26 protein-coding genes and 1 tRNA gene are annotated in these 24,629 nt (G+C 66.4%); 18 read left to right on the top strand and 9 right to left on the bottom strand.

The window, feature by feature from the left end:
• Positions 1–25: 25 nt before the first annotated feature.
• Positions 26–685 (bottom strand): peptide-methionine (S)-S-oxide reductase MsrA, encoded by a 660-nt coding sequence (gene msrA, locus DQG15_RS09550; protein ID WP_116084803.1) that lies wholly within the window; start codon positions 683–685, stop codon positions 26–28.
• Positions 686–896: 211 nt separating this feature from the next.
• Between msrA and DQG15_RS09545 the strand changes: the two genes are divergently transcribed.
• Positions 897–1,307, top strand: a complete 411-nt coding sequence (locus tag DQG15_RS09545; RefSeq protein ID WP_116085553.1) for a hypothetical protein — start codon at positions 897–899, stop codon at positions 1,305–1,307.
• Between the two features lie 83 nt (positions 1,308–1,390).
• Here DQG15_RS09545 and DQG15_RS09540 read toward each other — a convergent pair whose 3' ends face one another.
• Positions 1,391–2,617 (bottom strand): argininosuccinate synthase, encoded by a 1,227-nt coding sequence (locus tag DQG15_RS09540; RefSeq protein ID WP_116084801.1) that lies wholly within the window; start codon positions 2,615–2,617, stop codon positions 1,391–1,393.
• Positions 2,618–2,725: 108 nt separating this feature from the next.
• On the opposite strand from DQG15_RS09540, the gene ilvA reads away from it, so the two are divergent.
• Complete coding sequence (gene ilvA / locus DQG15_RS09535; RefSeq protein WP_116084800.1) at positions 2,726–3,970, top strand: threonine ammonia-lyase IlvA; 1,245 nt, start codon at positions 2,726–2,728, stop codon at positions 3,968–3,970.
• Positions 3,971–3,990: 20 nt separating this feature from the next.
• Here the strand turns inward: ilvA and DQG15_RS09530 are convergent, their stop codons facing one another.
• The gene (locus DQG15_RS09530) at positions 3,991–4,416 is read right to left on the bottom strand and encodes an Hpt domain-containing protein (protein WP_116084798.1); all 426 of its coding nucleotides are present in this window, start codon (positions 4,414–4,416) and stop codon (positions 3,991–3,993) included.
• A gap of 63 nt (positions 4,417–4,479) precedes the next feature.
• Here DQG15_RS09530 and DQG15_RS09525 point away from each other — a divergent pair, with 63 nt between their 5' ends.
• Positions 4,480–5,757: a SpoIIE family protein phosphatase gene (locus DQG15_RS09525; RefSeq protein ID WP_232830787.1), complete on the top strand. Its 1,278-nt coding sequence runs from the start codon at positions 4,480–4,482 to the stop codon at positions 5,755–5,757.
• 3 nt (positions 5,758–5,760) lie between these two features.
• On the opposite strand, the gene DQG15_RS09520 is transcribed toward DQG15_RS09525, so the two are convergent.
• Complete coding sequence (locus DQG15_RS09520) at positions 5,761–6,204, bottom strand: NUDIX domain-containing protein (protein ID WP_116084795.1); 444 nt, start codon at positions 6,202–6,204, stop codon at positions 5,761–5,763.
• Positions 6,205–6,280: 76 nt separating this feature from the next.
• Between DQG15_RS09520 and DQG15_RS09515 the strand changes: the two genes are divergently transcribed.
• From DQG15_RS09515 to DQG15_RS09485, 7 genes are all read left to right on the top strand, one after another.
• Positions 6,281–7,285, top strand: coding sequence for an Hsp33 family molecular chaperone HslO (locus DQG15_RS09515; protein ID WP_116084793.1), 1,005 nt, complete (start codon positions 6,281–6,283; stop codon positions 7,283–7,285).
• Positions 7,266–7,874 (top strand): CoA pyrophosphatase, encoded by a 609-nt coding sequence (locus DQG15_RS09510; protein WP_116084792.1) that lies wholly within the window; start codon positions 7,266–7,268, stop codon positions 7,872–7,874. The genes DQG15_RS09515 and DQG15_RS09510 overlap by 20 nt, the downstream gene beginning before the upstream one ends.
• Positions 7,871–9,025 (top strand): CCA tRNA nucleotidyltransferase, encoded by a 1,155-nt coding sequence (locus tag DQG15_RS09505; protein WP_116084790.1) that lies wholly within the window; start codon positions 7,871–7,873, stop codon positions 9,023–9,025. The genes DQG15_RS09510 and DQG15_RS09505 overlap by 4 nt, the downstream gene beginning before the upstream one ends.
• 78 nt (positions 9,026–9,103) lie before the next feature.
• Positions 9,104–10,966 (top strand): ABC transporter ATP-binding protein, encoded by a 1,863-nt coding sequence (locus tag DQG15_RS09500; protein ID WP_116085552.1) that lies wholly within the window; start codon positions 9,104–9,106, stop codon positions 10,964–10,966.
• A complete protein-coding gene (locus DQG15_RS09495) occupies positions 10,963–12,804 on the top strand; it encodes an ABC transporter ATP-binding protein (RefSeq protein ID WP_116084788.1) in 1,842 nt (613 codons plus the stop codon). Before DQG15_RS09500 ends, DQG15_RS09495 begins: the two co-directional genes overlap by 4 nt.
• 4 nt (positions 12,805–12,808) lie before the next feature.
• Positions 12,809–14,035, top strand: a complete 1,227-nt coding sequence (locus tag DQG15_RS09490) for a class I SAM-dependent RNA methyltransferase (protein ID WP_116084787.1) — start codon at positions 12,809–12,811, stop codon at positions 14,033–14,035.
• 85 nt (positions 14,036–14,120) lie between these two features.
• Entirely contained in the window at positions 14,121–14,624 is a 504-nt protein-coding gene (locus tag DQG15_RS09485; protein WP_232830786.1) for a murein L,D-transpeptidase family protein, read from the top strand.
• A gap of 12 nt (positions 14,625–14,636) precedes the next feature.
• On the opposite strand, the gene DQG15_RS09480 is transcribed toward DQG15_RS09485, so the two are convergent.
• Positions 14,637–15,935, bottom strand: a complete 1,299-nt coding sequence (locus tag DQG15_RS09480; RefSeq protein WP_116084785.1) for a sodium:proton antiporter — start codon at positions 15,933–15,935, stop codon at positions 14,637–14,639.
• A gap of 14 nt (positions 15,936–15,949) precedes the next feature.
• A complete protein-coding gene (locus DQG15_RS09475) occupies positions 15,950–16,456 on the bottom strand; it encodes a CAP domain-containing protein (protein ID WP_116084783.1) in 507 nt (168 codons plus the stop codon).
• A 217-nt stretch (positions 16,457–16,673) separates the two neighbouring features.
• Between DQG15_RS09475 and DQG15_RS09470 the strand changes: the two genes are divergently transcribed.
• Together DQG15_RS09470 and DQG15_RS09465 are read left to right on the top strand one after the other, a co-directional pair.
• Positions 16,674–17,255 (top strand): L,D-transpeptidase, encoded by a 582-nt coding sequence (locus tag DQG15_RS09470; protein ID WP_116084782.1) that lies wholly within the window; start codon positions 16,674–16,676, stop codon positions 17,253–17,255.
• 143 nt (positions 17,256–17,398) lie between these two features.
• Positions 17,399–17,581 (top strand): hypothetical protein, encoded by a 183-nt coding sequence (locus tag DQG15_RS09465; protein WP_116084780.1) that lies wholly within the window; start codon positions 17,399–17,401, stop codon positions 17,579–17,581.
• A gap of 96 nt (positions 17,582–17,677) precedes the next feature.
• Here the strand turns inward: DQG15_RS09465 and hemH are convergent, their stop codons facing one another.
• Both hemH and DQG15_RS09455 read right to left on the bottom strand, forming a co-directional pair.
• A complete protein-coding gene (gene hemH / locus DQG15_RS09460) occupies positions 17,678–18,718 on the bottom strand; it encodes a ferrochelatase (protein ID WP_116085548.1) in 1,041 nt (346 codons plus the stop codon).
• A gap of 5 nt (positions 18,719–18,723) precedes the next feature.
• Positions 18,724–19,611 (bottom strand): methyltransferase domain-containing protein, encoded by an 888-nt coding sequence (locus DQG15_RS09455; RefSeq protein ID WP_116084778.1) that lies wholly within the window; start codon positions 19,609–19,611, stop codon positions 18,724–18,726.
• 29 nt (positions 19,612–19,640) lie between these two features.
• On the opposite strand from DQG15_RS09455, the gene DQG15_RS09450 reads away from it, so the two are divergent.
• From DQG15_RS09450 to DQG15_RS09435, 4 genes are read left to right on the top strand one after another with little or no spacing between them, the layout of a single operon-like run.
• Positions 19,641–20,357 carry a ComF family protein gene (locus tag DQG15_RS09450; protein WP_116084777.1) on the top strand — a complete coding sequence of 239 codons (717 nt, stop codon included), beginning with the start codon at positions 19,641–19,643 and terminating at the stop codon, positions 20,355–20,357.
• 33 nt (positions 20,358–20,390) lie between these two features.
• Positions 20,391–20,648 (top strand): glutaredoxin 3, encoded by a 258-nt coding sequence (gene grxC / locus DQG15_RS09445; protein WP_116084775.1) that lies wholly within the window; start codon positions 20,391–20,393, stop codon positions 20,646–20,648.
• A gap of 4 nt (positions 20,649–20,652) precedes the next feature.
• Positions 20,653–21,501: a carbon-nitrogen hydrolase family protein gene (locus DQG15_RS09440; protein WP_116084773.1), complete on the top strand. Its 849-nt coding sequence runs from the start codon at positions 20,653–20,655 to the stop codon at positions 21,499–21,501.
• Entirely contained in the window at positions 21,498–21,938 is a 441-nt protein-coding gene (locus DQG15_RS09435; RefSeq protein ID WP_116084772.1) for a MarR family winged helix-turn-helix transcriptional regulator, read from the top strand. The genes DQG15_RS09440 and DQG15_RS09435 overlap by 4 nt, the downstream gene beginning before the upstream one ends.
• Before the next feature lie 15 nt (positions 21,939–21,953).
• Here DQG15_RS09435 and DQG15_RS09430 read toward each other — a convergent pair whose 3' ends face one another.
• Complete coding sequence (locus DQG15_RS09430; RefSeq protein WP_116084770.1) at positions 21,954–22,940, bottom strand: complex I NDUFA9 subunit family protein; 987 nt, start codon at positions 22,938–22,940, stop codon at positions 21,954–21,956.
• Between the two features lie 167 nt (positions 22,941–23,107).
• On the opposite strand from DQG15_RS09430, the gene DQG15_RS09425 reads away from it, so the two are divergent.
• A tRNA-Leu gene (locus DQG15_RS09425) sits at positions 23,108–23,194 on the top strand.
• A 63-nt stretch (positions 23,195–23,257) separates the two neighbouring features.
• A complete protein-coding gene (locus tag DQG15_RS09420) occupies positions 23,258–24,436 on the top strand; it encodes a DUF6538 domain-containing protein (RefSeq protein ID WP_116084769.1) in 1,179 nt (392 codons plus the stop codon).
• Positions 24,437–24,629 lie beyond the last annotated feature (193 nt).

Raw genomic sequence — 24,629 nt, 5'->3', positions numbered from 1 at the left:
CCTGTCCGTCAGGCGCGGCGGGCGGTCAGGACGCGCCCTTGATGAAGGGATTGTCCGCGCCCCAGATCTGCCGGAGGCGCGCGTCGCGTCCGCAGCCCTTGCGATAGCGCTCGTAGGCCACCGATTTCGGCACGGCGAGTCCGACCGACGTCACCGGAAGACGCTCGTCGGACTTGTAGTAATCCTGGTGGTAATCTTCCGCGTCGTAGAACGCGACCTCATCGAGGACCGGCGTCACGATCTCCTTGCCAAGTTCCTGCTCCGCCGCGGCGATCTGCTCCTCGGCGATGCGGCGCTCTTCCTCGTTCCCAACGAAGATGGCGGTGGTGTAGCTCTCGCCCCTGTCGCAGAACTGACCGCCCGCATCGAGCGGATCGACGGACCGCAGGAAGAGATTGATGAGCGTGGCGTAGTCGATCTGGGCCGGATCGTACACGATCCGCGCCGCTTCCCGATGTCCGGTGCCGCCTCGCACCACCTGCTTGTAGGTCGGATTCTCCACCGTGCCGCCGGAATAGCCGGAGACGACTTCGCTCACGCCCTGAACCTTCTCGAAGTCCGCCTCGACGCACCAGAAGCATCCCCCGGCGACGACGGCGGTTTCGGTCTGCTGCGCGAGCGCAGGCCCGGCGAAGCCAGACAGCGCGGCAAAGGCGGCTGCCGCGATTTGCGGTTTGAAGGTCATTGTGTATCTCCCTTTTATTCCTTGTCTCGAAAGATGCGGCCCGGCCCTCCTCACGGCAACAAGTGCGACCTGAAACTCACGCAAGGGTGACGATCACGAAAGAGTTGAAGGCGCCGGCGCAACTCCCTTGCGCGGCTCTGCGTGTCTTAGGGCAAGCCGCTGGCCAGGATGGCCGGGGGTCGACACATAGATCAGGAGACGATCACAGATGATGCGCCTTACAACCATCACCGCAATCGCCACCCTCACCGCGGGCGCCGCGTTCGCCCAGGAGGACATGACCCCCTCCATCACCGCATCCGACCAGCCGCTCGAAAACGGCGTCGTGAGTGCGGAGAGCATCACCGCCGCCGAGAATGGCTGGCTCGTCGTGCACCGCACCGATTCCGAAATGGCACCCGGTCCCGTGGTCGGTCACGCGCCGATCCGCATGGGCACGACCGAGGACGTTGCCGCGATCCTCACCGAAGAGGTCGCCGCAGGCGACATGCTGATGCTCATGGTCCACTCCGAGGCCGGCGGCAACGAGACGGGTATCTTCGAATACACCCTCGGCGCGGAAGAGGATGGCCCGATCCGCGTGGATGGCGACCTCGTCACCACCGTGATCACGGCTGAATAAGAGCTCGACTGAACGTTTGAGCACCCGCGCCAACCTCGGCGCAGCGACGGGGCGGTTCCTTTCGGGGGACCGCCCCTTTCGCATCAGCCCTTCAGGCGACGGTCCCGAGCGGCGAGAAGCTTGAGGCGCAGGGCGTTGAGCTGGATGAAGCCCGCCGCGTCCTTCTGGTCATAGGCGCCCGCGTCGTCCTCGAAGGTGACGTGCGCCTCGGAATAGAGGCTGTGGTCGGACCAGCGACCAACAGTGCGCGCGGACCCCTTGTAGAGCTTCAGACGCACCGTGCCCGTTACGTGACGCTGGGAGCGGTCGATGGCGGCCTGCAGCATCTCGCGCTCGGGCGAGAACCAGAACCCATTGTAGATCAGTTCGGCATAGCGCGGCATCAGCTCGTCCTTCAGATGCGCCTCGCCACGGTCGAGCGTGATCTGCTCGATGCCGCGATGCGCCTCCAGCAGGAGCGTGCCGCCGGGCGTTTCGTAGATCCCGCGGGATTTCATACCGACGAAACGGCCTTCCACGAGGTCCAGCCGGCCGCATCCGTGCTTGCCGCCCAGCTCGTTCAGTTTCGTGAGGATCTCGGCGGGGGACATCCGCTGCCCGTCGATCGAGACGGCGTCGCCCTGTTCGAAGCCGATCTCGACATATTGCGGCTCGTTCGGTGCGTCCTCGGGATGGGTCGTGCGCTGGTAGACGTAATCCGGCGCATCCACGGCCGGATCCTCCAGCACGCGACCTTCGGAAGAGGTGTGCAGAAGGTTGGCATCGACACTGAACGGCGCCTCGCCGCGCTTGTTCTTCGCGATCGGGATCTGGTGCGCTTCGGCGAACTCGATGAGCTTCGTGCGGCTCGACAGGTCCCATTCCCGCCAGGGCGCGATGACCTTGATATCGGGGTTGAGCGCGTAGGCGGACAGCTCGAAGCGGACCTGGTCGTTGCCCTTGCCCGTCGCACCATGGGCGACTGCATCGGCGCCGGTTTCCTCCGCAATCTCGACGAGGCGCTTGGAGATCAGCGGCCGCGCGATGGAGGTGCCGAGCAGGTAAAGCCCCTCATATACGGCATTGGCGCGGAACATCGGAAAGACGAAGTCCCGCACGAATTCCTCGCGCACGTCTTCGATGAAGATGTTCTCGGGCTTGATGCCGAGGAGTTCGGCCTTCTGCCGGGCGGGGTCCAGTTCCTCGCCCTGGCCGAGGTCGGCGGTGAAGGTCACGACCTCGCAACCATACTCGGTCTGCAACCATTTCAGGATGATCGAGGTGTCCAGGCCGCCCGAATAGGCGAGAACGACTTTCTTCGGCGCGGTCATCTTCGGCTTCCTCTTTCCTCGTTGCATCCGGCGGCAGCGGTGTAATGCCGCCCATGGGGCGCGGCAAGGCGGTTTCGGGCGGGCCCCGGCGGTGCTAACGGGGTTTGCATGGACGATTTCATTCAAGGTGCGCAGGCCGCAGAGGCCGCGATGCGGGAACTCTTTCCCCCCACGCCTCTGCTGCGCAACGATTATCTGTCGGACCGGTTCGGTGGTGAGATCCTGCTGAAGCGCGAGGACCTGACGCCGGTGCGCTCCTACAAGCTGCGCGGCGCCTTCAACGCCATGCGCAAGGTACGGCAGGCCGATCCGGGGCAGAACCTGTTCGTATGCGCCTCCGCCGGGAACCACGCGCAGGGCGTGGCGTATGCCTGCCGGCATTTCGGCGTGCGTGCGGTCATCTTCATGCCGGTGACAACGCCGCGCCAGAAGGTCGACAAGACGGTGACGCTCGGCGGCGATCACGTCGAAGTCCGCATGACGGGGGATTATTTCGACGACACGCTGGACGAGGCGCAGGAGTGGTGCGCGGCAGAGGGCGGGCATTTCCTGTCCCCCTTCGACGATCCGGACGTGATCGAGGGGCAGGCCAGCGTCGCGGCCGAGATCCTGAGCCAGATCGAACGCCCTGACGGGCTGATCCTGCCGGTTGGCGGCGGAGGCCTGTCCGCCGGCATCACCCGCTACCTTCGGGCGGAGGCCCCCGAGATCGAAATCCGGTACGTCGAACCTGAAGGTGCGGCGAGCCTCGCGGCCGCCGTAAGGGGCGGCGCGCCCGAGACGTTGAGCCAGGTGGACAGCTTCGTGGACGGCGCCGCGGTCGCGCGGATCGGTGCGCGGCCGTTCGAGGTCCTGTCATCCGTGCGGCCCGATCAGGTCCTGCGGGTGCCTGAAAACCGGCTCTGCATCACGATCTCGGAACTGCTGAACGCCGAGGGGATCGTTCTGGAGCCTGCGGGCGCGCTGTCCGTCGATGCGCTTCGCGATCTTGGCGACTGGGTGCGCGGGCGGCGGATCGTCTGCGTGACGTCCGGCGGCAATTTCGATTTCGAACGCCTACCCGAGGTGAAGGAACGGGCGCAGCGCTATGCGGGTCTCAAGAAATACCTGATCCTGCGGATGCCGCAGCGCCCCGGCGCGCTCAGGGACTTTCTCGACCTGCTCGGCCCGGAGGATGACATCGCCCGCTTCGAGTATCTCAAGAAGTCCAACCGCAACTTCGGCTCCGTTCTCCTCGGTATCGAAACCACCGACCCCGCCAATTTCGAGCGCTTCTTCGAGCGGCTCGCCGGCAACGGTCTCGTCTGGCGGGACATCACGAATGACGACACGATGGTCCAGTTCGTCATCTGAGCGCGCGGCAGAGTGCCGGATCAGGCGGCGGAACTGCGCAGCAACTCCTCCCTCAGGGCTTGCCGCGCGGTATCGAGCGCGGCGAGGCAAGGCGCGACGTGGCGCCGCGCTGAAGTGCATTGCCTATACGCATCCCGCTCCCCGGCCGAGGCCAGCTTGATCACCTCGGTCAGGCCGAGATTGAGCGCGGACCCCTTCATGGCGTGGAACAAGAACGCCAGATCTTCGTCCGGCGCCGTTTCCAGCTGGTATGCGCGGTTGTCCAGATCCGCGAAAATATCCGGCAAGAGGCCCTCGAACAGGTCCTGCCCCAAGTCCCTGCGCAGGTCCGAAATACATTCCCAGTTGATCATCCACGGTCCCCGTTCAGCCGCCCCCCACAGGTCGAGGAAGATCGCGCCGAGGTATGAACGAGTGGTTTCCGCCCGCGCCGGGATGCTGAGCATTCTACCTTTCACCCGCGATTAAGGTGGATGTGGAAGGACTCGGTCCATCGAAAGGATCGGGTCGTGCAACCTTCCATAGAGATTCGGGCCGATGCGCCTGCACTGGGGACGTCCTCCCCCGCCTGCGTCCTCGTGGTGGACGACGATCCGATCCAGCGCCGGATCCTGTCCTCCATGCTGACGCGATGGGGCTACGACGTGCGGGAGGCCGACAGCGGCGAGGCAGCGATCGAGCTCTGCGATGACAGGGCGCCGGACATCGTCGTGAGTGACTGGATGATGCCGGGGATGGATGGCACCGAGCTGTGCCGCCGGTTCCGCGCCCGGGAAGGGGTGTCCTACGGGTACTTCGTGCTTCTGACCTCGAAGACCGAGGCGCACGATGTCGCGGAGGGCCTCGATGCCGGGGCGGACGATTTCCTGCTGAAACCGGTGGAGGCGACGGAACTCAGAGCGCGCCTCAATGCCGGGCACCGGATCCTGGAGATGGAGCGGGAGCTGACGCGGAAGAACGCCCAGCTCGAGAGGACGCTGGCCGAGATCCAGGCACTGAACAAGGCCCTGGATGACGACCTGATCGAGGCGAAGCGACTCCAGCAATCTCTGGTGACGGAGCGGTACAGGGAATTCGGAACTTCCTCCGTCTCGCTCCTCCTTCGGCCGAGCGGGCATGTCGGGGGCGATCTCGTCGGCGTGTTTCCCACCGGCCCCGGCTGCATCGGGCTCTTCGCAATCGACGTGGCGGGGCATGGCGTGACCTCGGCGCTCATGACGGCGCGTCTCGCGGGGTATCTCTCCGAAACGGCCACCGATCATAACATCGCGATGCTGCAGGACGAGAATGGCCGCCTGAAGGGTCGTCCGCCTGGGGAGGTGGCCGCGCTTCTCAATTCGATCGTTCTGAGGGACCTCCAGACTGAGATCTACTTCACCTTCCTCTACGCGGAGATCGAACGGGCGAGCGGCGCGCTCCGCTTCGTGCAGGCCGGGCATCCGCATCCGGCGATTCTGCGCGCCGGCGGCGAGATCGAGTTCATCGGCGATGGCGGCATTCCCGTCGGCCTTCTGCCGGACGCGGATTTCTCCGAAAGCTCCGCGCAACTCGAGCCGGGCGACCGGCTTCTCCTGATGTCCGACGGCATGACGGAGCGGGAGGACAGTTCCGGCAGGCCGCTCGAGGAGGAGGGCATCGCCAGGCTGATCAGGCTCAATGCGGCGCTGACCGGGACGTCCTTCCTGGAGGCGCTCTACCGGGATCTGGGCGAGATCGGGAACGGCGATTTCGCCGATGACGTCTCGGCGGTTCTTTTCGAGTTCGGCGGGCCGGACGAGGCGCCGTGATCCTCAGCCCGCCAGCCCCGCCTTTCCCAGGTGCCGGGCGAGGAAGCTGCGGTCCCCGGGATTGTCGAGCGCGCCAACCGCATCGCGCAGCGGCACCCAGAGCGGTACGTGGTCTGGTTCCGTCGGCGGGCCGAGGCACCGACCGGGACGCGCAACATAGACGTGGCAGAGCTTCTCGGCGTGGAACCCGTAATCGGGCATCCAGACGAACCGGCGAAAGGCCCCCAGACGTTTGGGACCGGACAGCGACCAGCCGGTTTCCTCGAACACCTCGCGATGCAGCGCGCGCAGGGGGGACTCTCCCGGATCGATCCCGCCGCCGGGCAACTGGATCTCGTCCGTCGCGGTCAGAAGGACCTCCCGTCCCCGCACCAGAACCGCATAGGCGCCGGGGCGCAGGCGGTACGTCGTGCCGCGCACGGGCGGCCTGCCGTATCTCGGGATCATCGCGCCCCCTTTCGCCCGAACGTTGCGGGCCCTACATGGACTGCGATATGCCACCCCCCGGCAAGCAGGAAAACCCATGACCATCGGCTCGCAAATCGCGTGGGACGATACCGTTCTGCCCTTTCAACTCGACCGCTCGGATATCCGCGGGCGCGTCGCACGGCTGGACGGTACGCTCGACCAAGTCCTGTCCAAACATGATTACCCGCCCGCCGTGGAGGCGCTCGTCGCCGAGATGGCCCTCCTGACGGCACTGATCGGCCAGACGATCAAGCTGCGGTGGAAGCTCTCCCTCCAGGTGCGGGGCGACGGGCCGGTGCGTCTCATCGCGACGGATTACTATGGCCCGACCGAAAGCGGACAATCCGCCCGGATCCGCGCCTACGCTTCCTACGACAAGGAGGCGGATCTCTCCGGCGAGCCGTTCGACCTCGTGGGCAAGGGCTATTTCGCGATCCTCATCGACCAGGGGCAGGGCATGACGCCGTACCAGGGCATCACTCCGCTCGCCGGCGATTCGCTGAAAGCCTGCGCAGAGACTTACTTCGCCCAGTCCGAGCAGCTTCCGACCCGGTTCGAGCTGACCTTCGGCCGCTCCCGCGTCCCGGGGCAGGGGGAAACGTGGCGCGCCGGCGGCGTGATGCTTCAGCACATGCCGAAGGCCAGCCCCCATGTCACTGGCGAAGGCGGCAGCGGCGAGGAGGGCCTGCTGTCCGCCTCGGACATCGTGGACGGCGATGAGGGCGAGAACTGGACCCGCGCCAATATGCTTCTCGACACGGTCGAGGCGATGGAGCTCGTCGGGCCGCAGGTTCAGCCGACGGACCTTCTGGTCCGGCTGTTCCACGAAGAGAGCCCGCGCGTCTATGACGGTCAGCCCGTCACCTTCGGCTGCACCTGCTCGAAGGAGCGGGTCCGCACGTCCCTGTCCATCTACTCCGCCAAGGACATCGCGACGATGACCACGGAGGAGGGGATCGTGACTGCGGATTGCCAGTTCTGCGGCGCGCATTACGAACTCGACCCCAGGACGCTCGGCTTCGAGGCCGAGGAGGCACCCGATGACGGCGAGGGCGCCTGAGGCCACGGATCCGCTGCGGACCGCGCTCTCGCGGTCCGGGCGCCCGTCCTCCGACTACGATCTGAACCCGGATGCCGTACGGCCGGCCGCGCAGACCGTCCGGCCCGCCGGCGTCCTGATCGCGGTGGAGGGAGCTTCGGGGGCGGAGCGCGTCTGGCTCACTGCGCGCTCGCCGATGCTGAGGCACCATCCGGGGCAGATCGCGTTTCCGGGCGGCAAGGTCGATCCGGGCGATGACGGGCCGGTCGCCGCGGCGTTGCGCGAGGCGCGCGAGGAGATCGGATTGCCCGAGGACGCGGTCGAGATCGTCGGCACGATGCCCGAGCATCTCACCGTAACGGGGTTCTCGATCACGCCTGTCCTCGGCCGGATCCGCCGGAGTTTCGTGCCGCGCGCCGAACCGGGGGAAGTGGCCGAGATCTTCACCGTCCCGCTCGCCCACCTTGCAGATCCCGCGCGCTACCGGGTGGAGTGCCGGACGTGGCAGGGGAAGTGGCGGCATTATTACGCGGTGCCGTTCGGGCCCTATTACGTCTGGGGTGCGACGGCTCGGATCTGCCGGGCGCTGGCTGACAGGATGACGCCGTGAGCCCGCGCCTCGATGCGGACTGGCTGACGGATCCGGCCCTCCTGGCGGTGACGGGTGCGCTCGAGGCGGCGGGGCACCGCGCGCTCCTCGTCGGCGGCTGCGTCAGGGACGCACTGATCGGGCGGCGCGGCGGGGACGTGGACATCGCGACCGATGCGCGGCCCGAAGAGACGGTGCAGGCCCTGGAGGCGGCCGGGCTGAAAGCTGTGCCGACGGGATTCGAGCACGGCACCGTGACGGCCGTTGCCGAAGGCCGCGGCTTCGAGATCACCACCTTCCGGCGCGATGTCGAGACGGACGGGCGGCATGCCCGGGTCACCTTTTCCGGCGATCCCGCGGATGATGCGGCGCGCCGGGATTTCACCATGAACGCGCTTTATGCGACCCCCGAGGGGGACGTGCTCGACCCGCTCGGAACGGGGCTCGATGATCTGGCGGCCCGGCATGTGCGGTTTGTCGGCATCGCGTCCGAGCGCGCGCGGGAAGACTACCTGCGCATCCTGCGCTTCTTCCGGTTTCATGCATGGTACGCGGATCCCGCCGGCGGGATGGATGCCGACGCTCTCGATGCCTGCGCGCGCCATGCCGAGGGGCTGGAGGGCATATCCCGCGAGAGGATCGGCTCGGAATTCATGCGTCTCCTCGCCGCGCCGGATCCGGGCCCCGCGGTGGCCGCCATGGCCGGGTGCGGCGCGCTCGGGAGGATCCTGCCCGGCGCGGATCCTGAAGCGTTGCCGCGGCTCGTGCATCTCGGCGAGTGCGATCCGATCGTACGTCTTGCCTCCCTCGGCGGGGAGGACGTGGCCGATCGGCTCAGGCTGTCCAAGGCGGAGAGCCGACGGCTCCGCGCGATAACGGATGCCGCGCGGGAGGAGGAGCGCCCGGCCGCGCTGGGCTATCGGCTCGGCGCCGCGGACGGACTGTCCGCCCTCCGGCTCCGCGCGGCCCTGATCGGCACGCACCCGGCGCCGGGCAGCGAGGCAGCGGTGAGCGGAGGCGCGGCGGCCCGGTTTCCCGTCACCGCGCGGGACCTGATGCCGGCCTGGGAGGGCCGCGCCCTCGGCGAGCGGATCGCCGAGCTGGAACAGAGATGGATCGACAGCGGCTTCGCCCTCTCCCGCGAGGCTCTGCTTGCATCGGGGGAAGGTTAGGCGCCATGTCCCCCCGGCGGGCGCGCGCTACATCAGCGGCTCTCCGCAAGACACTCCCAGCCACGAGACGTGTTCGCCGTGTTCCGCTATTTCGAGACCCTGATCGACCCGTATCAGTCCTCCGATGAGACCGATACGCCACCGAAACGGCTCTGGCCGTTCCTGAAGAGCTATACCCGGCCCTTCAACGGCATCATGGCGGTGGCGACGATCCTGTCCGTGCTGGTGGCGGTCATCGAGGTCGGCCTGATCTGGTACATGGGGCGGCTGGTCGACATGCTGGGCGGCACGGACCCGGGAGAGGCCTGGTCGGAACACGGGACCGAACTGGTTCTCGTCGCGCTCGGCATCCTGACGGTGCGGCCGCTCGTCCAGGGCATCGGCGTTGCGGTCCTGAACAACACGCTCCTGCCGAACCTGACCGCGCTCATCCGCTGGCGGGCGCACAAGCACGTCCTGCGCCAGTCCGTCGGCTGGTTCGAGAACGACTTCGCGGGGCGCATCGCCAACCGGATCATGCAGACGCCGCCCGCTGCCGGCGAGGCGGTCTTCCAGGTGTTCGACGCGCTGACCTACTCCGTCAGCTACCTCATCGGCGCGGCCGTCCTCTTGTCTGGCTCCGATCCCAGGCTCGTCCTGCCCCTGCTGATCTGGTTCGCGCTCTATTCGCTTCTCGTGACGTGGACGATCAGGCGCGTCGGTCCGGCCTCCAAGGCGGCGAGCGATGCGCGGAGCCATCTGACTGGGCGCATCGTGGACAGCTATACGAACATCCACTCGGTGAAGATGTTCGCCCATCACGAGACCGAGCTGAGCTATGCCAAGGATGCGATAGAGACCTCGCGGCGCACCTTCATGACGGAGATGCGGATCATCACGGTCATGGACCTGTCCCTGACCCTGCTGAACGGCCTTCTGATCGTCGGCGTGGTGGGCTGGGCGCTTCTTCTGTGGACCGGCGGGACGGCGACGGTGGGCGTGGTGGCGGCAGCGACGGCGCTGACGCTTCGGCTGAACTCGATGACGGGCTGGATCATGTGGGCCTTGTCCTCCTTCTTCCGCGAGCTCGGCGTCGTGTCCGAAGGGATGGAGACCATCGCGCAGCCGGTGGAACTGACGGATCGCCGCAATGCCGCCCCGCTGTTGCCCGGGCCCGGGAGGATCGCGTTCGAGGGGGTCTCCCATCACTACGGGCGGGGGCAGGGCGGGCTCGATCAGCTCACGCTCAGGATTGCGGCGGGCGAGAAGGTCGGCCTCGTGGGGCGCTCCGGGACGGGCAAATCGACCCTCGTGAAGCTGCTCCTGCGGTTCTACGACACCGAAGGCGGGCGGATCGAGATCGACGGGCAGGACATCTCCCGCGTGACGCAGGACTCCCTTCGGCGCACCATCGGCATGGTGCAACAGGACAGCTCGCTCCTGCATCGCTCCATCCGCGAGAACATCCTCTACGGCCGCCCCGATGCGACCGAGGCGGAGATGCACGCCGCGGCGGCCCGCGCCTTCGCGGACGGGTTCATCCCGGAGCTGTCGGACAGCGACGGGCGCACTGGCTATGACGCGCATGTCGGCGAGCGGGGCGTGAAGCTCTCTGGCGGCCAGCGGCAAAGGATCGCCCTGGCGCGGGTGATCCTGGAGGACGCGCCGATCCTCGTGCTCGACGAGGCGACCAGTGCGCTCGACTCCGAGGCCGAGGCGGAGATACAGGACGCGCTCTACGGCGTCATGGAGGGCAAGACGGTGATCGCCGTGGCGCACCGGCTCTCTACCATCGCCCACATGGACCGGATCGTCGTCCTCGAGGACGGACGCATCGCCGAGGAAGGCACCCATGCCGAGCTTCTCGCGCGGGACGGTCTCTATGCAGGCTTCTGGCGCAGGCAATCCGGTGGCTTCATCGGAACGGACGACGATCCCGACACGAACGGACCCACGCCATGACACCTCTTGCCGATCTCATCCGGCCCTTCACGCCGGCCGATGGAGGTCCGCCCCGCTCTTTGATGGCGTTCATGCGCTGGGCGCTGAAAGGGTCGATGGGCGTGATCGTCGTCGCGGGTCTCGTCTCAGCCCTCGTCGGCACGATGGAGGTCGTCAGCGCGGCCGTGCTCGGCTGGCTCATAGACGGCGCGCTCGTGTCGGGACCGGACGCGGTTTTCTCGGAGCAACTGGGGCTTATCGTCTTCGCCGCGCTCTTCTTCGTCCTTCTGCGCCCGATCGCCTTCGGCGCCTCGGCCGCGGCGAACGCCATCGTCATCCAGCCCAACGTCTTCCCGCTCATCCTGTCCCGCATCAACCGCTACACGCTCGGCCAGTCCGTCACCTATTTCGACAACGATTTCGCCGGCCGCATCGCCCAGAAGCAGATGCAGACGGCGCGCGCGGCGACCGAAGTGGTGAGCGAGATCGTCAACACGATCCTTTTCGCGCTCGCCTCCATCATCGGTGCGGGGGTGCTCCTCCTCGGGATCGACTGGCGGGTGGCCCTGTCCCTGATCGTCTGGCTTGTTGTCTATTTCGCTCTAATCGGCTGGTTCATGCCGCGCATTCGCCTGCGCTCGAAGGACCGGGCGGCGGCGCGGGCCATGGTCTCGGGGCAGATCGTCGACACGATCACCAACATCAAGACCGTGAAGCTCTTCGGGCATTCGGAGCACGAGGACGGCGCTGCGCTCGAGACGATGGACCGCTACCGCACCGATGCGATCTCCTTCGGTCGCCTCTCCTCGGCATTCCGGCTCTGCCTGATGGCTGTGGCGGGGTTCCTGCCGGTCCTTCTCATCGGCGGCACGCTCTGGCTCTGGTCCCTCGGCGGGGCGAGCGCGGGGGACATCGCGGCCACCGGGGCCATCGCCATCCGCATCGCGCAGATGACGGGCTGGGTGTCCTTCACGCTGATGGGGATCTACGCCAATGTCGGCGAGATCGAGGACGGGATCCGCACCCTGACCCCGCCCCACGCCCTGACCGACAAGCCGGATGCCCGGCCGCTTCCTCCGGTGCGCGGCCTAGTCGAGTTCGACGACGTCACCTTCACGTATGGCCGCGGGCCGGGCGCGGGCGGTGGCTTGAAAAATATCTCGCTGACATTGCACGAGGGGGAAAAGGTCGGCCTCGTCGGGGCGTCCGGCGCCGGCAAATCGACCCTCGTGTCGCTGCTCCTGCGGCTCTACGACACCGAACAAGGCGAGATCCGCATCGACGGACACGACGTGCGGGACGTCACGCAAGAGAGCCTGCGCAAGCAGATCTCGATGGTCACGCAGGAGACCGCCATGTTCAATCGGTCCGCGCGGGACAACCTGCTCTACGGCAGGCCGGGCGCGGGCGAGGAGAACATGGTCGAGGCGGCGGACCGGGCCGAGGCGCATTCCTTCATCGGCGATCTGAGGGACTTCAAGGGACGCTCCGGGTACGAGGCGCATCTCGGCGAGCGGGGCGTGCGGCTGTCCGGCGGGCAACGCCAGCGGATCGCGCTCGCCCGCGCCATCCTGAAGGACGCGCCGATCCTCGTTCTCGACGAGGCGACGAGCGCGCTCGACAGCGAGGTGGAGGCGCAGATCCAGACGGCGCTGGAGAGGGTGATGGAGAACAAGACCGTTCTCGCCATCGCCCACCGTTTGTCCACCATCGCTCACATGGACCGGATCGTCGTCATGGAGGAGGGCCGGATCGTGGAGCAGGGCACGCACACGGAGTTGCTCCGTCTCGGCGGGGTCTATGCCGGTTTCTGGGAAAAGCAGTCGGGTGGTTTCCTCGGACTGGACGCAGCGGAGTAAGGCAATGTCGGATCGGATCACCGTAGAGATCGAGCGGCTGGGACATCTCGGCGACGGCATCGCGCCCGGACCTTTCTTTGCCGCGCGGATGCTCCCGGGGGAGGTCGTCTCCGCAGTGCCGGAGGGCTCCCGACTGACGCAGCTTCGGATCGAAACGCCCTCCGCCGACCGGATCGCGGCGCCCTGCCGCCACTACAAGGCCTGCGGCGGGTGTTCGCTGCAACACGCCTCGGATGCGTTCGTCGCCTCCTGGAAAGAGGAGGTCGTGCGAACGGCACTGGCGGCACAGGGTCTGGACGCGCCCTTCCGGGATATCCACGTGGTCCCGCCGAACAGCAGGCGCCGGGCGACGCTCTCGGGGCGCCGCCTGAAGAAGGGAGCCCTCATCGGCTTCCATGCAGCCGCAAGCGATACGGTCACTGATATTCCCGGCTGCCTGATCCTCACGCCGAACCTCCTCGCCGCACGGGCGGCGCTGGCGCAGATCGTCCAGGCCGGGGGGGCGCGCAGCGGGGAGGTCGCCCTGACCGTGATCGATGCGGAGAACGGCATCGACCTGTCCGTCCGCGGCGGAAAACCCCTCGACCGGGACCTGAGGACGGACCTCGCACGGCTCGCCGGGGCCAATGGAATCGTGCGTTTCACGTGGAACGGCGAGCCCATCGCGCAGGAGGAGCCGCCGGTGGTGCGGGTGGACGGGATCGCCGTCACGCCCCCGCCCGGCGCATTCCTGCAGGCGACCGCATCCAGCGAAGCCGCGATCCGGGCCGACGTAGCGGAGGCCCTGGAGGGGGCAGAGCAGGTGGCGGACCTGTTCGCCGGCTGCGGGACATTCGCACTGCCGCTGGCACGGACCGCCGAGGTGATCGCGGTGGAAGGCGAGCGGGCCTCCATCGATGCGCTCGACGCGGCATGGCGGAACGCGAGCGGACTGAAGAAGGTCACCACGATCGCGCGGGATCTGTTTCGCCGACCGCTCCTGCCCGATGAACTTGCGAAGGTGGGCGGGATCGTCATCGATCCGCCGCGCGCCGGCGCCGAAGCCCAGATGAGGGAGATCGCGGCGTCTGACGTTCCGGTCGTCGCCTCCGTCTCCTGCAACCCGTCCACCTTCGCGCGCGATGCCGCGATTCTCGTGGAGGCAGGCTTTCGAATTGAGTGGCTGCGGGTGGTGGATCAGTTCCGCTGGTCCCCGCATGTGGAGATCGTCGCGAAGTTGTCGCGCGGCTAAGCGCTCACTTGCATGTGAACTTCAACGTCAGCGCATTTTCGGTTAGGTTTACCGGAAAATAACACGGGCAGTGGATAGACGAAGAATGATCTTCACGCGGCGATCGATGCTCCTTGCGGGCACCGCGGCCCTCCTCGCGGGCTGCGCAGGCAAGTTCCGGACCTATAACGGCCCGGAAGTCACTCGTGTTCAGCTCTACAAATCGCAGCGGAAGCTGGTGCTCTGGCACTACGACAAACCCCTAAAGACCTACGATGTCGGTCTCGGCTTCAGCCCCGTGGGCCACAAGGTCTACGAGGGGGACGGGCGCACGCCCGAGGGCGCCTACACCATCGACAAGCGCAATCCGAACAGCGCCTTCCATCTGTCCATCGGCATTTCCTACCCCAACGAGCGGGATATCGAGGTGGCGCGGGCGCTCAATCGCTCTCCGGGTGGGGACATCTTTATCCATGGCGGGCCGCGCAAGGGCCGCGATCCCCAGAACGTCCGCGATTGGACGGCCGGTTGCATCGCCGTCTCCGACAAGCAGATGGAACACATCTACGCCATGGTGCGCGACGGAACCCCGATCGACATTTTCCCATGACGTCGCAGGCGGCTACGTCTTGCCCGCCTTCTGCCGCATGCTGCGCATCCTGACCGGGAACGGAAAGGTCGGGCGATGCTCCGGAGCGTCGTCCTGCGTCTTGATCCAGCGCCCGTAACGCCCGGCCAGCGGAGCCGCCGTCGCGCCGTGAAGCACGATGGACATCAGCACGGTCAGGAAGACGACGCGCTGGATTTCCTCGATCCCTGGCACCGCACCGCTCTCTGTCAGAAGCAGCAGGTAGAGGATGGAGGCGAGGCCGCGCGGCCCGAACCAGCCGAGGAACAGCACCGTTGCGGGCGCCATCCTCGTTCCGACAAGGGACAGCGCAACCGGCACCATCCGCAGCACCGTCAACGACAGGATCGCGTAGAGCACGTGCCGCAGCCCGAGCGATTCGAGTTCCGGCAGCAGGACCGCCCCGAAGAGCAGGAAGACGAGCAGCGTCAGAAGCTGTCCCTCCGTCTCGCCGAAATCCTCGACGCCGTCGAGCACGACGCGGGAGCGCGTCCCGACCATTAGCCCCCCGGCAAACGCCGCGATGAAGCCATTGCCGCCCACCAGCTCGGCGGCGGTGAAGGCGATGATGGCGAGGCAGAGGGTGGAGATCCGCACGAAGATCTCGTTCATCCACTCCCGGGCATGGGCCCGCGTGATGAGGAACGTCCCGCCGAGCCCGACACCGAGACCGACGAGCGGGCCGAGGATGAGCTGGCCCAGGATGAAGGACGCCCAGCCCATTGCACCGATCTCGCCGCTGCCGACGCCAAGGTCCTCCACCGCGCCGCCCGCGAAGGACGCGATGAAGAGAAGGGCGGGAAAGGCGATGCCGTCGTTGAGGCCGCTCTCGACGTTCAGCCCCTGGCGAATGCGCTGCGGCACGCGGGCATCCGACACGACGGCCTGTCCCAGGGCCGCATCGGTCGGCGCGAGGATGACGCCGATGAGCAGGGCCGGCCAGAGACCAAGGCTCGGGAAGAGCAGCATCGCTGCGCCCGTCCCGGCCGCCACGGTCAGCGGAAGCCCGATCCCCAGGAGGCGAAGTGGCACGTCGTGTTCGCTGCCGAGGCGGCGCAGGTCGATTCGGGCGGCATCGGTGAAGAGCGCGACCACGAGGGTGAGTTCCGCGACGGTCTGAAGACTGCTGCTCTGGATCTGCGGATCGATCACGCCGAGGACGCCGCTTCCTGCGACGAAGCCAAAGGCGGTGAAAACCATCGGCGCCGTCACCATTCCGGCCTCGGCCCTGCGCGAGATCAGGGCAAAGGCGAGGATGCCGGCGGCGATGACGAGAAGAGCGGTGGTGTCCACTGTTCAGGGCGCGATCAGGCGCCGGTGATCAGCGTCCACCAGATCTTGCCGTTGCGCTCCTGGAACCAGGAGAAGCCGAGGGACCGGGCCTGCGGATCCATGATGACCGACCGCGTATCCGGCTCGGACATCCATGCGGACAGGGTCTGGAGCTCGGTTTCGTAGGTCTCGGAGATGTTTTCGCCGACAAGCTGCCGATTGAAGCCGGCGCGGCGCACCCGGTCGAGCGGGGAGGAGCCATCGGAGCCGAAATGCCAGGGCCGGTTCTGAACGCTCATGTCACGCGAATGGGTGGCGGCGGCGGCGTTCAGCGAGGCGTCGAGCTGAAGCTGCGTCAGGCCCTGCGCCGAGCGGAGCGTGTTGACCGAATCGAGAACCCGGAACTGGATCTCCCCGGCATCCTTTGCGCTGATGTTATAGACGCGAATGCCGTCCGGCGTGGTCGTGTCGATCGGAGCGACAGGGGCGCAAGCCGCAAGAACGAGAGCGAGGATGGTGAGCGCCGGGAATAGTCGCAGCATGGACCTGTCCTGATTGGGCATCAAAATGAGACCGTGATCCCATACCCTTGCCCAACGGAACCTTCAAACGAATCTGCCAGTGATGCGACGTTGGTGGTGGAATGATGCCGACGTGCCAGTATTCGCACCGCATTGACGTGGCGTTAACCTTTGGTCGTTGCCGCATGCGCCCCTCCGCCGTAGACTGACTCGTCCCCAATCAGTCAGGAGGGCTCCCATGTCAGATGAGCTTTCACATCGCCTGTCCCGGCGCGCGCTCCTCGCGGCCGGCCTTGCGACACTCGCGGCCCCGGCCATTGCCCAGAGCACGACCCCGATCGGTGGTCTCAACCCCACCAGCCGCAACCAGTCGTCCTTCATCATGCAAGGCTGGCGGGGGCACTTCAAATCCCTGCGCGGCGGGGCGATCCTGGTCGATACCAAGTCACGCGCTTTGCATTACTGGTCCGCCGATGGCGGGACGTACAAGCTGTATCCCAGCTCCGTCCCCCTGTCCGAGGATCTGACCCGGCTTGGGCGAACATCCGTGGTGCGCAAGGTCGAGGGGCCGTCCTGGTCGCCGACACCGAACATGCGCAAGCGCAATCCCGAATGGCCGGCTCACGTCCCTCCGGGGCCGGACAATCCGCTCGGCACCCATGCGCTCTACCTGTCGTGGAAGTACTACCGAATCCATGGCACGCATGACACGCGCAAGATCGGCCGGCGTTCGTCCAGCGGTTGTATCGGCCTCTACAACGAGCATATCGCAGAACTTTATTCGCTTGTGAGCCCCGGCGCCCAGGTGTTGCTAATTTGACGACATCGACTTCGGGAGGCGCAATTTCGAGCTTTGCGCAATTGCAATGGCGAGGTCGCTCTGCAACAGATTTGGACACGAGGTACTACTTGGGTGCGCGGGCATCCTCACTGACCGTGTCCGTGCGTTAACTGGAGGTTGACATGAAAAAAGTCGCTCTCGCCGCCGCTCTGTCCGTGGCTGCAACCGGTGCGTTCGCTGGCGGTCTCGCCGAGCCGATCATGGAGCCGGAAGTCATCGTTGAGGACACCTCGTCCTCCAACGGCGGCATCATTGTTCCGATCCTGCTGCTCGTTCTGATCGCAGCCGCCGTCTCCAACTCGTAAGACACGGGTTCACGACGTATATTACGGAAGAAGGCGGGGGCATTCCCCGCCTTTTTTCATGTCCGGCGTTCGCCTCGCGGCGCGGGGGCCACGGGATCAGTCGACCCAGCCGCGCAGGTTCTCCTCGATGACCCGGGTCAGCATGTCGAGATGCGCGGCGCCCTCGTTGAGGCACGGCACGTAGGTGAAGCTCTCGCCGCCTGCATGCTCGAAGCTCTCCCGAATCTCCTCGTTGATCTCTTCCAGCGTCTCGATGCAGTCGGCGGAGAAGGCAGGCGCCATGACCGCAATGCGCTTCTTGCCCGCCTTGGCCAGCCGCGCGACCTCCTCGACCGTGTAGGGCTGAAGCCACTCCTCGGGACCGAATTTCGACTGGAAGGTCGTGACCACCTTATCCTTGTCCCAACCGAGGCGATCCCGGAGGAGGCGCGTCGTCTTCTGGCACTGGCAGTGATACGGATCGCCCTGCTTGAGGTAGCGTTCGGGCAGCCCGTGATAGGAGCAGACGAGCACGTCCGGCTGCGTCTCTCCCAATGTCTCGAGCACCGATCCGGCCAGCGCGTCGATGTAGTCGGGCCGGTCGAAATAGGGCGGGACGACGCGCGCAACCGGTTGCCACGTCTCCTTCATCAGGGCCCGGAAAAACGCATCGTTCGCCGTGGCGGAGGTCGCGCCGGCGTAATGCGGGTAGAGCGGGAAGAAGAGGATGCGGTGGCAGCCCGCCTCGGTCATCGCGCGGACCTTGGATTCGGTCGAGGGATTGCCGTAGCGCATGCAGTAGTCGATCATCACGTCATCGCCGTGCGCAGCCTTCAGCCGCGCCTCGATGCCGGCCTTCTGCGCCTTGGTGATCGTCGCGAGCGGGCTCTCGTCCGCTTCGGTGTTCCAGATGGAGCGGTAGGCCTTCCCGGATGTGAAGGGACGCTTGGACAGGATGATTCCCTGCAGAAGCGGCTGCCAGAGCCAGGGCGAATAGTCGATCACGCGCCTGTCGCTCAGGAACTCCGAAAGGTAGCGGCGCATGGAGCGGTAATCGGTGCCGTCGGGCGTGCCGAGATTGGCGATCAGGATGCCGACCTTGGGGCGCTTGACGGGCGGGTGGTCCGCAGGAAGATGCGCCGCGGTGGACGGTGTCATATCGTTCATCGTGTCGAATCCTCGGAGTTGCGTGGCGTCCGCTGTCCCGCGGGCCCGGTATCCTCGCCCGGCATGGCTTCATCATGCAACGCCTCTTCGGCCGTCCCGAGCGCGTCAGCGAGCCGCACCTGCGCGCTGCCGGGCCGGAGTGGCTGCTGCTGGGAGGCATCCGGGCTCCAGCCCGTCAGCCAGACGAGATCGAACGTTGCCGGCAGGCGGCCGTCTGCATCCCGCGGGTAAAGCGCATCGGCGCGCTCGAACAGGGAACGGGGCGGCACGGCCCGGTGGCGTGCGGCAAGGGCGTTGGTCTCTCCCATCGCGCGGAGGTCATGCATCAGCGCGCTCAGGCTGCCATAGCTGACCTTCAGCCGTGTCTGATCGGCCACGGGAAGGGCCAGCCCGGCGCGTTGGATCAAGGCGCCGAGATCCCGGATCTCGCCCATGGGAGCCACGCGGGGGGACAGGCCGCCGGCGATCTCTGCCTCCGCCGCAGCGAGGGCGGTGCGCAGCTCGGTCAGCGTCTCGCCGCCGAAACAGCAGGCGAGGTAGAGCCCGTCCGGTTTCAGGGCGCGGCGCGCCTGGATCATCTGCCCCACCGGATCGTTCGACCAGTGGAGGGACAGGGCGTCGAGGACCAGATCGTGAGCCCCCGACGACAGCGGCAGCGTCTCGGCATCCGCGACGGACATGCTTCCGGGCCGCAGATTGGACCAGAGTTCAGGAAAGGGGGAGATGACGGCAGGCGCTGTAAACGTCCTGTTAACGTCCATCAGTCTTTCATCGGCCTCGTCGGCGACGGCCAAGTGCAGGAAATCGGCAAGACCGGCGCGAAGGGCGCGGTCGCGTCTGAGGGCGAGGGCCGGGCGGTCGGCCAGAAGCGGGCGTTCACTCATGCAAGCGGAGCTAGACATTGCTGGCGCGAATGCAAACCCTCCTGAGCCAAGTCTATCCGCCGCACTGCCTCTGCTGCCCCGCCCCGGTGGCCGACCATGGCGGCCTCTGCGCAGGCTGCTGGTCCGGACTGGAGGTGATATCGGGCGCAATCTGCGAGCTGTGCGGTGCTCCGGTCGGGGGCGAGGAGGAGGCGACCGGCGCGATCTGCGACGCCTGCCTGTCCCTTGCGCGACCATGGGCGAGGGGTCGTGCGGCGCTCGTCTATGGCGGGAGCGCGCGGCGCATCGTCCTCGGTCTGAAGCACGGAGACAGGACGGAACTGGCACGCCCGGCAGGCCGCTGGATGGCCGCGGCCGGGGCGGATCTGCTGAGCGGGGCTCCCCTGATCGCGCCCATTCCCCTCCATTGGACCCGTCTCGCCGGACGCCGGTACAATCAGGCCGCCCTTCTCGCGCAGTCCGTCGCGCGCCACGCGGAAGCAGAGTGCGTTCCAGACCTCCTCACCCGCACCCAGTACACGCCGACGCAGGCGGGCCGCGGCTATGACGGGCGTTTCGCCAATGTGATGGACCGCCTCGCCCTGCATCCGCGACGCGGAGGGGCGGCGGAGGGGCGCGATATCGTCCTCGTCGATGACGTGATGACCTCCGGAGCGACCTTCGCCGCGGCGACGGAGGCCTGTCTCGCCGGTGGCGCGGCCTCGGTTTCGGTGCTGGCGTTGGCAAGGGCCCTCCCCAGCGCCTAAGTAAGACCCAACCAGGACCAGGAAGGGCGACCCATGGCGATTGTCGAAATCTACACGACCCAGACCTGCGGCTTCTGCCACGCGGCGAAGCGGCTCTTGAAGCAGAAGGACGTTCCGTTCACCGAGATCGACGTGACCGGTGACGGCGAGGCGCGGGAGCGTCTGATGGAGAAGGCCGGCGGGCGCCGCACGGTGCCGCAGATCTTCATAGACGGTCAGGGCATCGGCGGCTTCGACGAGCTGGCCGGGCTCGAGCGGGAGGGCAAGCTCGATCCTCTCCTGACGGCTTGAGAGGATGCGCATCGCGCTCCTCCAAACCAACGCGTCGGACGATCCTGCCCGAAACCTTGCCGCCACCCGCGACATGATCGTGGAGGCCGCCAGGGGCGGTGCGACGTTCGTCCTGACCCCGGAGGTCACCAACTGCGTCTCCGCCAGCCGCAGCCGGCAAACCTCCGTGCTGCGGCGGGAGGAGGAGGATCCGACCCTGTCTGCCCTCGCGGCGGCCGCGAAGGAGTACGGGATCTGGTTGCTGATCGGATCGCTGGCGCTGCAATCGGGCGATCCGGACGGACGCTTCGCCAACCGCTCCTTCCTGATCGGGCCGGATAGCAAGGTGCGGGCCCGGTACGACAAGATCCACATGTTCGACGTGGACGTCTCGCCAGAGGAGACGTACCGCGAATCGGCCGGATATCGTCCCGGCAGCGAGGCGATCCTGGCACGGACTGAGATCGGCGCGATCGGAATGACGATCTGCTACGACGTCCGTTTCCCGCATCTCTATCGCAAGCTCGCGCAGGAAGGGGCGGAGATCCTTACCGTCCCCGCCGCCTTCTCTCCCGGCACCGGCCCGATGCACTGGGAGCCGCTCCTGCGCGCACGCGCCATCGAGACGGGGGCCTTCGTCCTCGCCCCGGCACAAACCGGAACGCACAGCGCGACATCGGGCCGGGAGCGGCGGACGCACGGTCATTCGCTCGTGGTGTCCCCCTGGGGCGAAGTCCTGCTCGATGCCGGCACCGAGCCCGGCGTCCATTTCGCCGAGATCGACCTCGCCGCCGTCGCCGAGGCCCGCCGCAAGGTCCCCTCCGTGCACGCAGACGCGGAATTCGACGTGCGGGTCATGGGGGAGAGGCGTTGAGCGAACGGACGGACAGTCTCGCTGTCGCGCTCTTCAGCGAGATCTTCACGGTCGACCAGCTTGCACGGAACCGTCTTTCCCGCGCGATGCCGCGGGGGATGGAACTCAGTCACTTCGCGGTCCTCAACCACCTTGCCCGGCTGGAAGAAGAGCGCAGCCCCGCGCAGCTCGCCCAGTCCTTCCAACTCACGCGGGCAGCGATGAGCAACACTCTGGCGAAGCTGGAATGGGCGGGGCACATCCATGTCCGCCCCGATTGGGAGGATGCCCGGCGCAAGCGGGTCTCCGTCTCCCCTGCCGGTCGCAAGGCGCGGGATGCGGCGCTACAGGCTATCGCGCCCATCGTGGCGCAGGTCGTGGAGGAAATCGGACCGGAGCGCGTGCGTACCGCGTTACCGGTCCTGAGGGAGCTGCGGGAGCGGCTCGGCGCCGGCTGAGCGCCAGGCGGCGCCTCAGATCTGGTTGCGCAGCTTCTTCGCGGATTCCTTGACCGTCGAATACTGGCCCGACGGGCGGAAGCGCCACAGGTAGTCCGGCAGGACAGCTTCCATGGCGGCCGGCTGAATGCCGAGATCGTCGAACCCCATGTGAGTGCCGGACACCACGTTGTCCTGCCGCAGGTTCGCAACCTGATCGTGGGTGATCGGGCCCTTGATCAGCCCGAAGGTCAGCGCTCGCACAGCCCCGAAGCCGCTGGCCATCAGGTTCGCGATGCCGAACGGCACGTTTGCGACGAACCGGTTCTTGCGAATGACGTGCAGCATCTGCTGCATCAGCTCCCGGAAGGTATGGGTATCGGGGCCGCCGAGCTCGTAGATGCCCGGCTTCGCCGTCCCGGAAAGGCCCGCCATCGCAGCGCGAGCGACATCATCCACCCAGACCGGCTGGAACTTCGTATCGCCACCCACGACCGGCAGGACCGGGCCGAACCGCGTCATGCCGGCGAAGCGGTTGAAGAACTCGTCCTCTGCACCGAACACGATGGACGGGCGCAGTATCACGGCCTGCGGCATGTGCTGCAGCACGCCCGCCTCGCCGGCGGCCTTGGTGCGCGCATAGGCGCTGTCCGAGTCTGCCTCCGCCCCGATGGCCGAGATCTGGACGAAGTCCCGGACCCCATCGGCCGCGGCCAGCCGCGCGATGCGGGTCGCGCCCTCGTCCTGAACGGCCTCGAAGGTGTTCTTGCCGGATTCGTCGAGAACTCCGACGCAGTTCGCCACCGCATCGGCGCCATTGAGGGCCTGCGCGACGGAGGCATCGTCCCTGATGTTGCAGAAGATCGGCTCGACCTGCCCGACCACGCCGTAGGTGCGGACGAAGCCCGCTTCCTCCGGTCGGCGGCAGGCGACACGGACGCGCCAGCCTTCCGCGGCCGCACGGCGCGCGATGTATCGTCCAACGAATCCCGATCCGCCGAAGATCGTCACCAGCCTGGTCATGCCGCGCGCTCCATCTGCTTTTGACCGGTTAGGGATTACCGGTAGGCCCGTCGGGGAACAAGTCGCAAGCTTCGTATCTGCGCTGCTCCGCCGCAGCGAAAGATTAGCTCTCAAATCGCCGTTGACAGCCCCCCGCCCTCCTTATAGATCCCCCGCTCACGACACCTGCCCAGGTGGCGGAATTGGTAGACGCGCCAGCTTCAGGTGCTGGTGTCTGTATGGACGTGGAGGTTCGAGTCCTCTCCTGGGCACCAGTTCTTCAGGTAAATCCTTGGTTCTCCTCAGCTTTTTTGAGCTGATCAGAGGCGTAGTACCAAATGGAGTACCAAACGGTTCCCTTCACATTTGTGAAACAGGGCATCTTCTACTTCGCGAGAAAGGTCCCGAACGACCTTCGCGACCAATACACAAGCAGCCGCATCTCCTTCTCGCTCCGCACTCGGAGGACCGCTGTCGCCAAGGCGAGAGCGACCAAGGCCTCCCAGCAGCTCGACGAACACTGGCACTTCCTGCGGATGCAGAACATGGACCTGCCAGGGAAGCACATGTTGCGCATGGGTGGTTACCGCCCAGCGGGACCAGCGAGTGCCGCTGAGCAATCACCGCAGGATGAGCCAGGGATCACACTCAGCGAAGCTGTGGCGGTGTACCTGCGACTCAAGGGAGCGAACCGTCCTGCCACGTTCCATCGCGCTGCAGAGCGCTCCTGCGGCTATGTCATAGACAAGTGCGGTGACAAGGACATCACCGCTTACACGCGATCCGATGCAAACTCCTTCCGGGACGACCTGATCGCCCGCAAGCTATCGGGAAGTAGCATCACGAGGGTCTTCGGCACCGTCCGGTCCGTCATCAACTTTGCCGCTGCAGAGATCGGCATCACGCTGACCAACCCGTTCGCTGGCGTCTACTACGACCGGAAGGCTGGCGTTGAAGAGCGCGAGCCGCTGACCTTGGATGACATTCGGGCCATTCAAGAGAAGTGCCGTGTGAAGGACGACGAGGCTCGGTGGCTGGTCGCTCTGGTGTCCGACACGGGGATGCGCTTGGCCGAGGCGGCTGGTCTTCAGGTTGACGATATCAAGCTAACCGCAACCGTCCAGCATGTGGTCATCAAGGAGCATCCGTGGCGGCGCTTGAAGACCTCAACCAGTGCTCGCCTGGTCCCTCTCGTCGGAGAGGCAAGTTGGGCGGCAGAGCGGATCGTCGCAGCCCAGACGGAAGACCGTTTCGCCTTCCCTCGGTACAACAAGGGCGAGACCACCAACGCGAACTCAGCCAGTGCCGCGCTGAACAAATGGTTGAAACCGCACGTCCCTGAGCGTTGCACCATGCACAGCTTCCGCCACTCAATGCGCGACCGTCTCCGCGCAGTCGAATGCCCCTCGGACATCGTAGACCAGATCGGCGGGTGGCAGACTGAAGGCGTTGGCCATGGCTACGGCAGAGGATACCCGCTGGAGGTGCTGGCCAAGTGGCTGACCGCAGCAGCGTAGCCATGGGATGGTACTACGCCTCTGATCAGCTCAAGAAAAGCTGAGGAGAACCAAGGAGTTACCTGAAGAACTGGTGCCCAGGAGATCGGTCACTCTTGGGTTGTGTTCTCGTTACAGGCCTCACCTCGGCGCTCTGCCTCAGTAAAACAAGGGGTATCCGCATGGGAGAGTCCCCGTCAACAGGCGCGGCGGG

The sequence above is a fragment of the Tropicimonas sp. IMCC34011 genome, assembly GCF_003390865.1.
In the GTDB taxonomy this organism is placed as follows: domain Bacteria; phylum Pseudomonadota; class Alphaproteobacteria; order Rhodobacterales; family Rhodobacteraceae; genus Tropicimonas_B.
The sequence above is the reverse complement of the archived record's forward strand: the minus strand, read 5'-3'. Positions and strand labels throughout refer to the sequence as shown.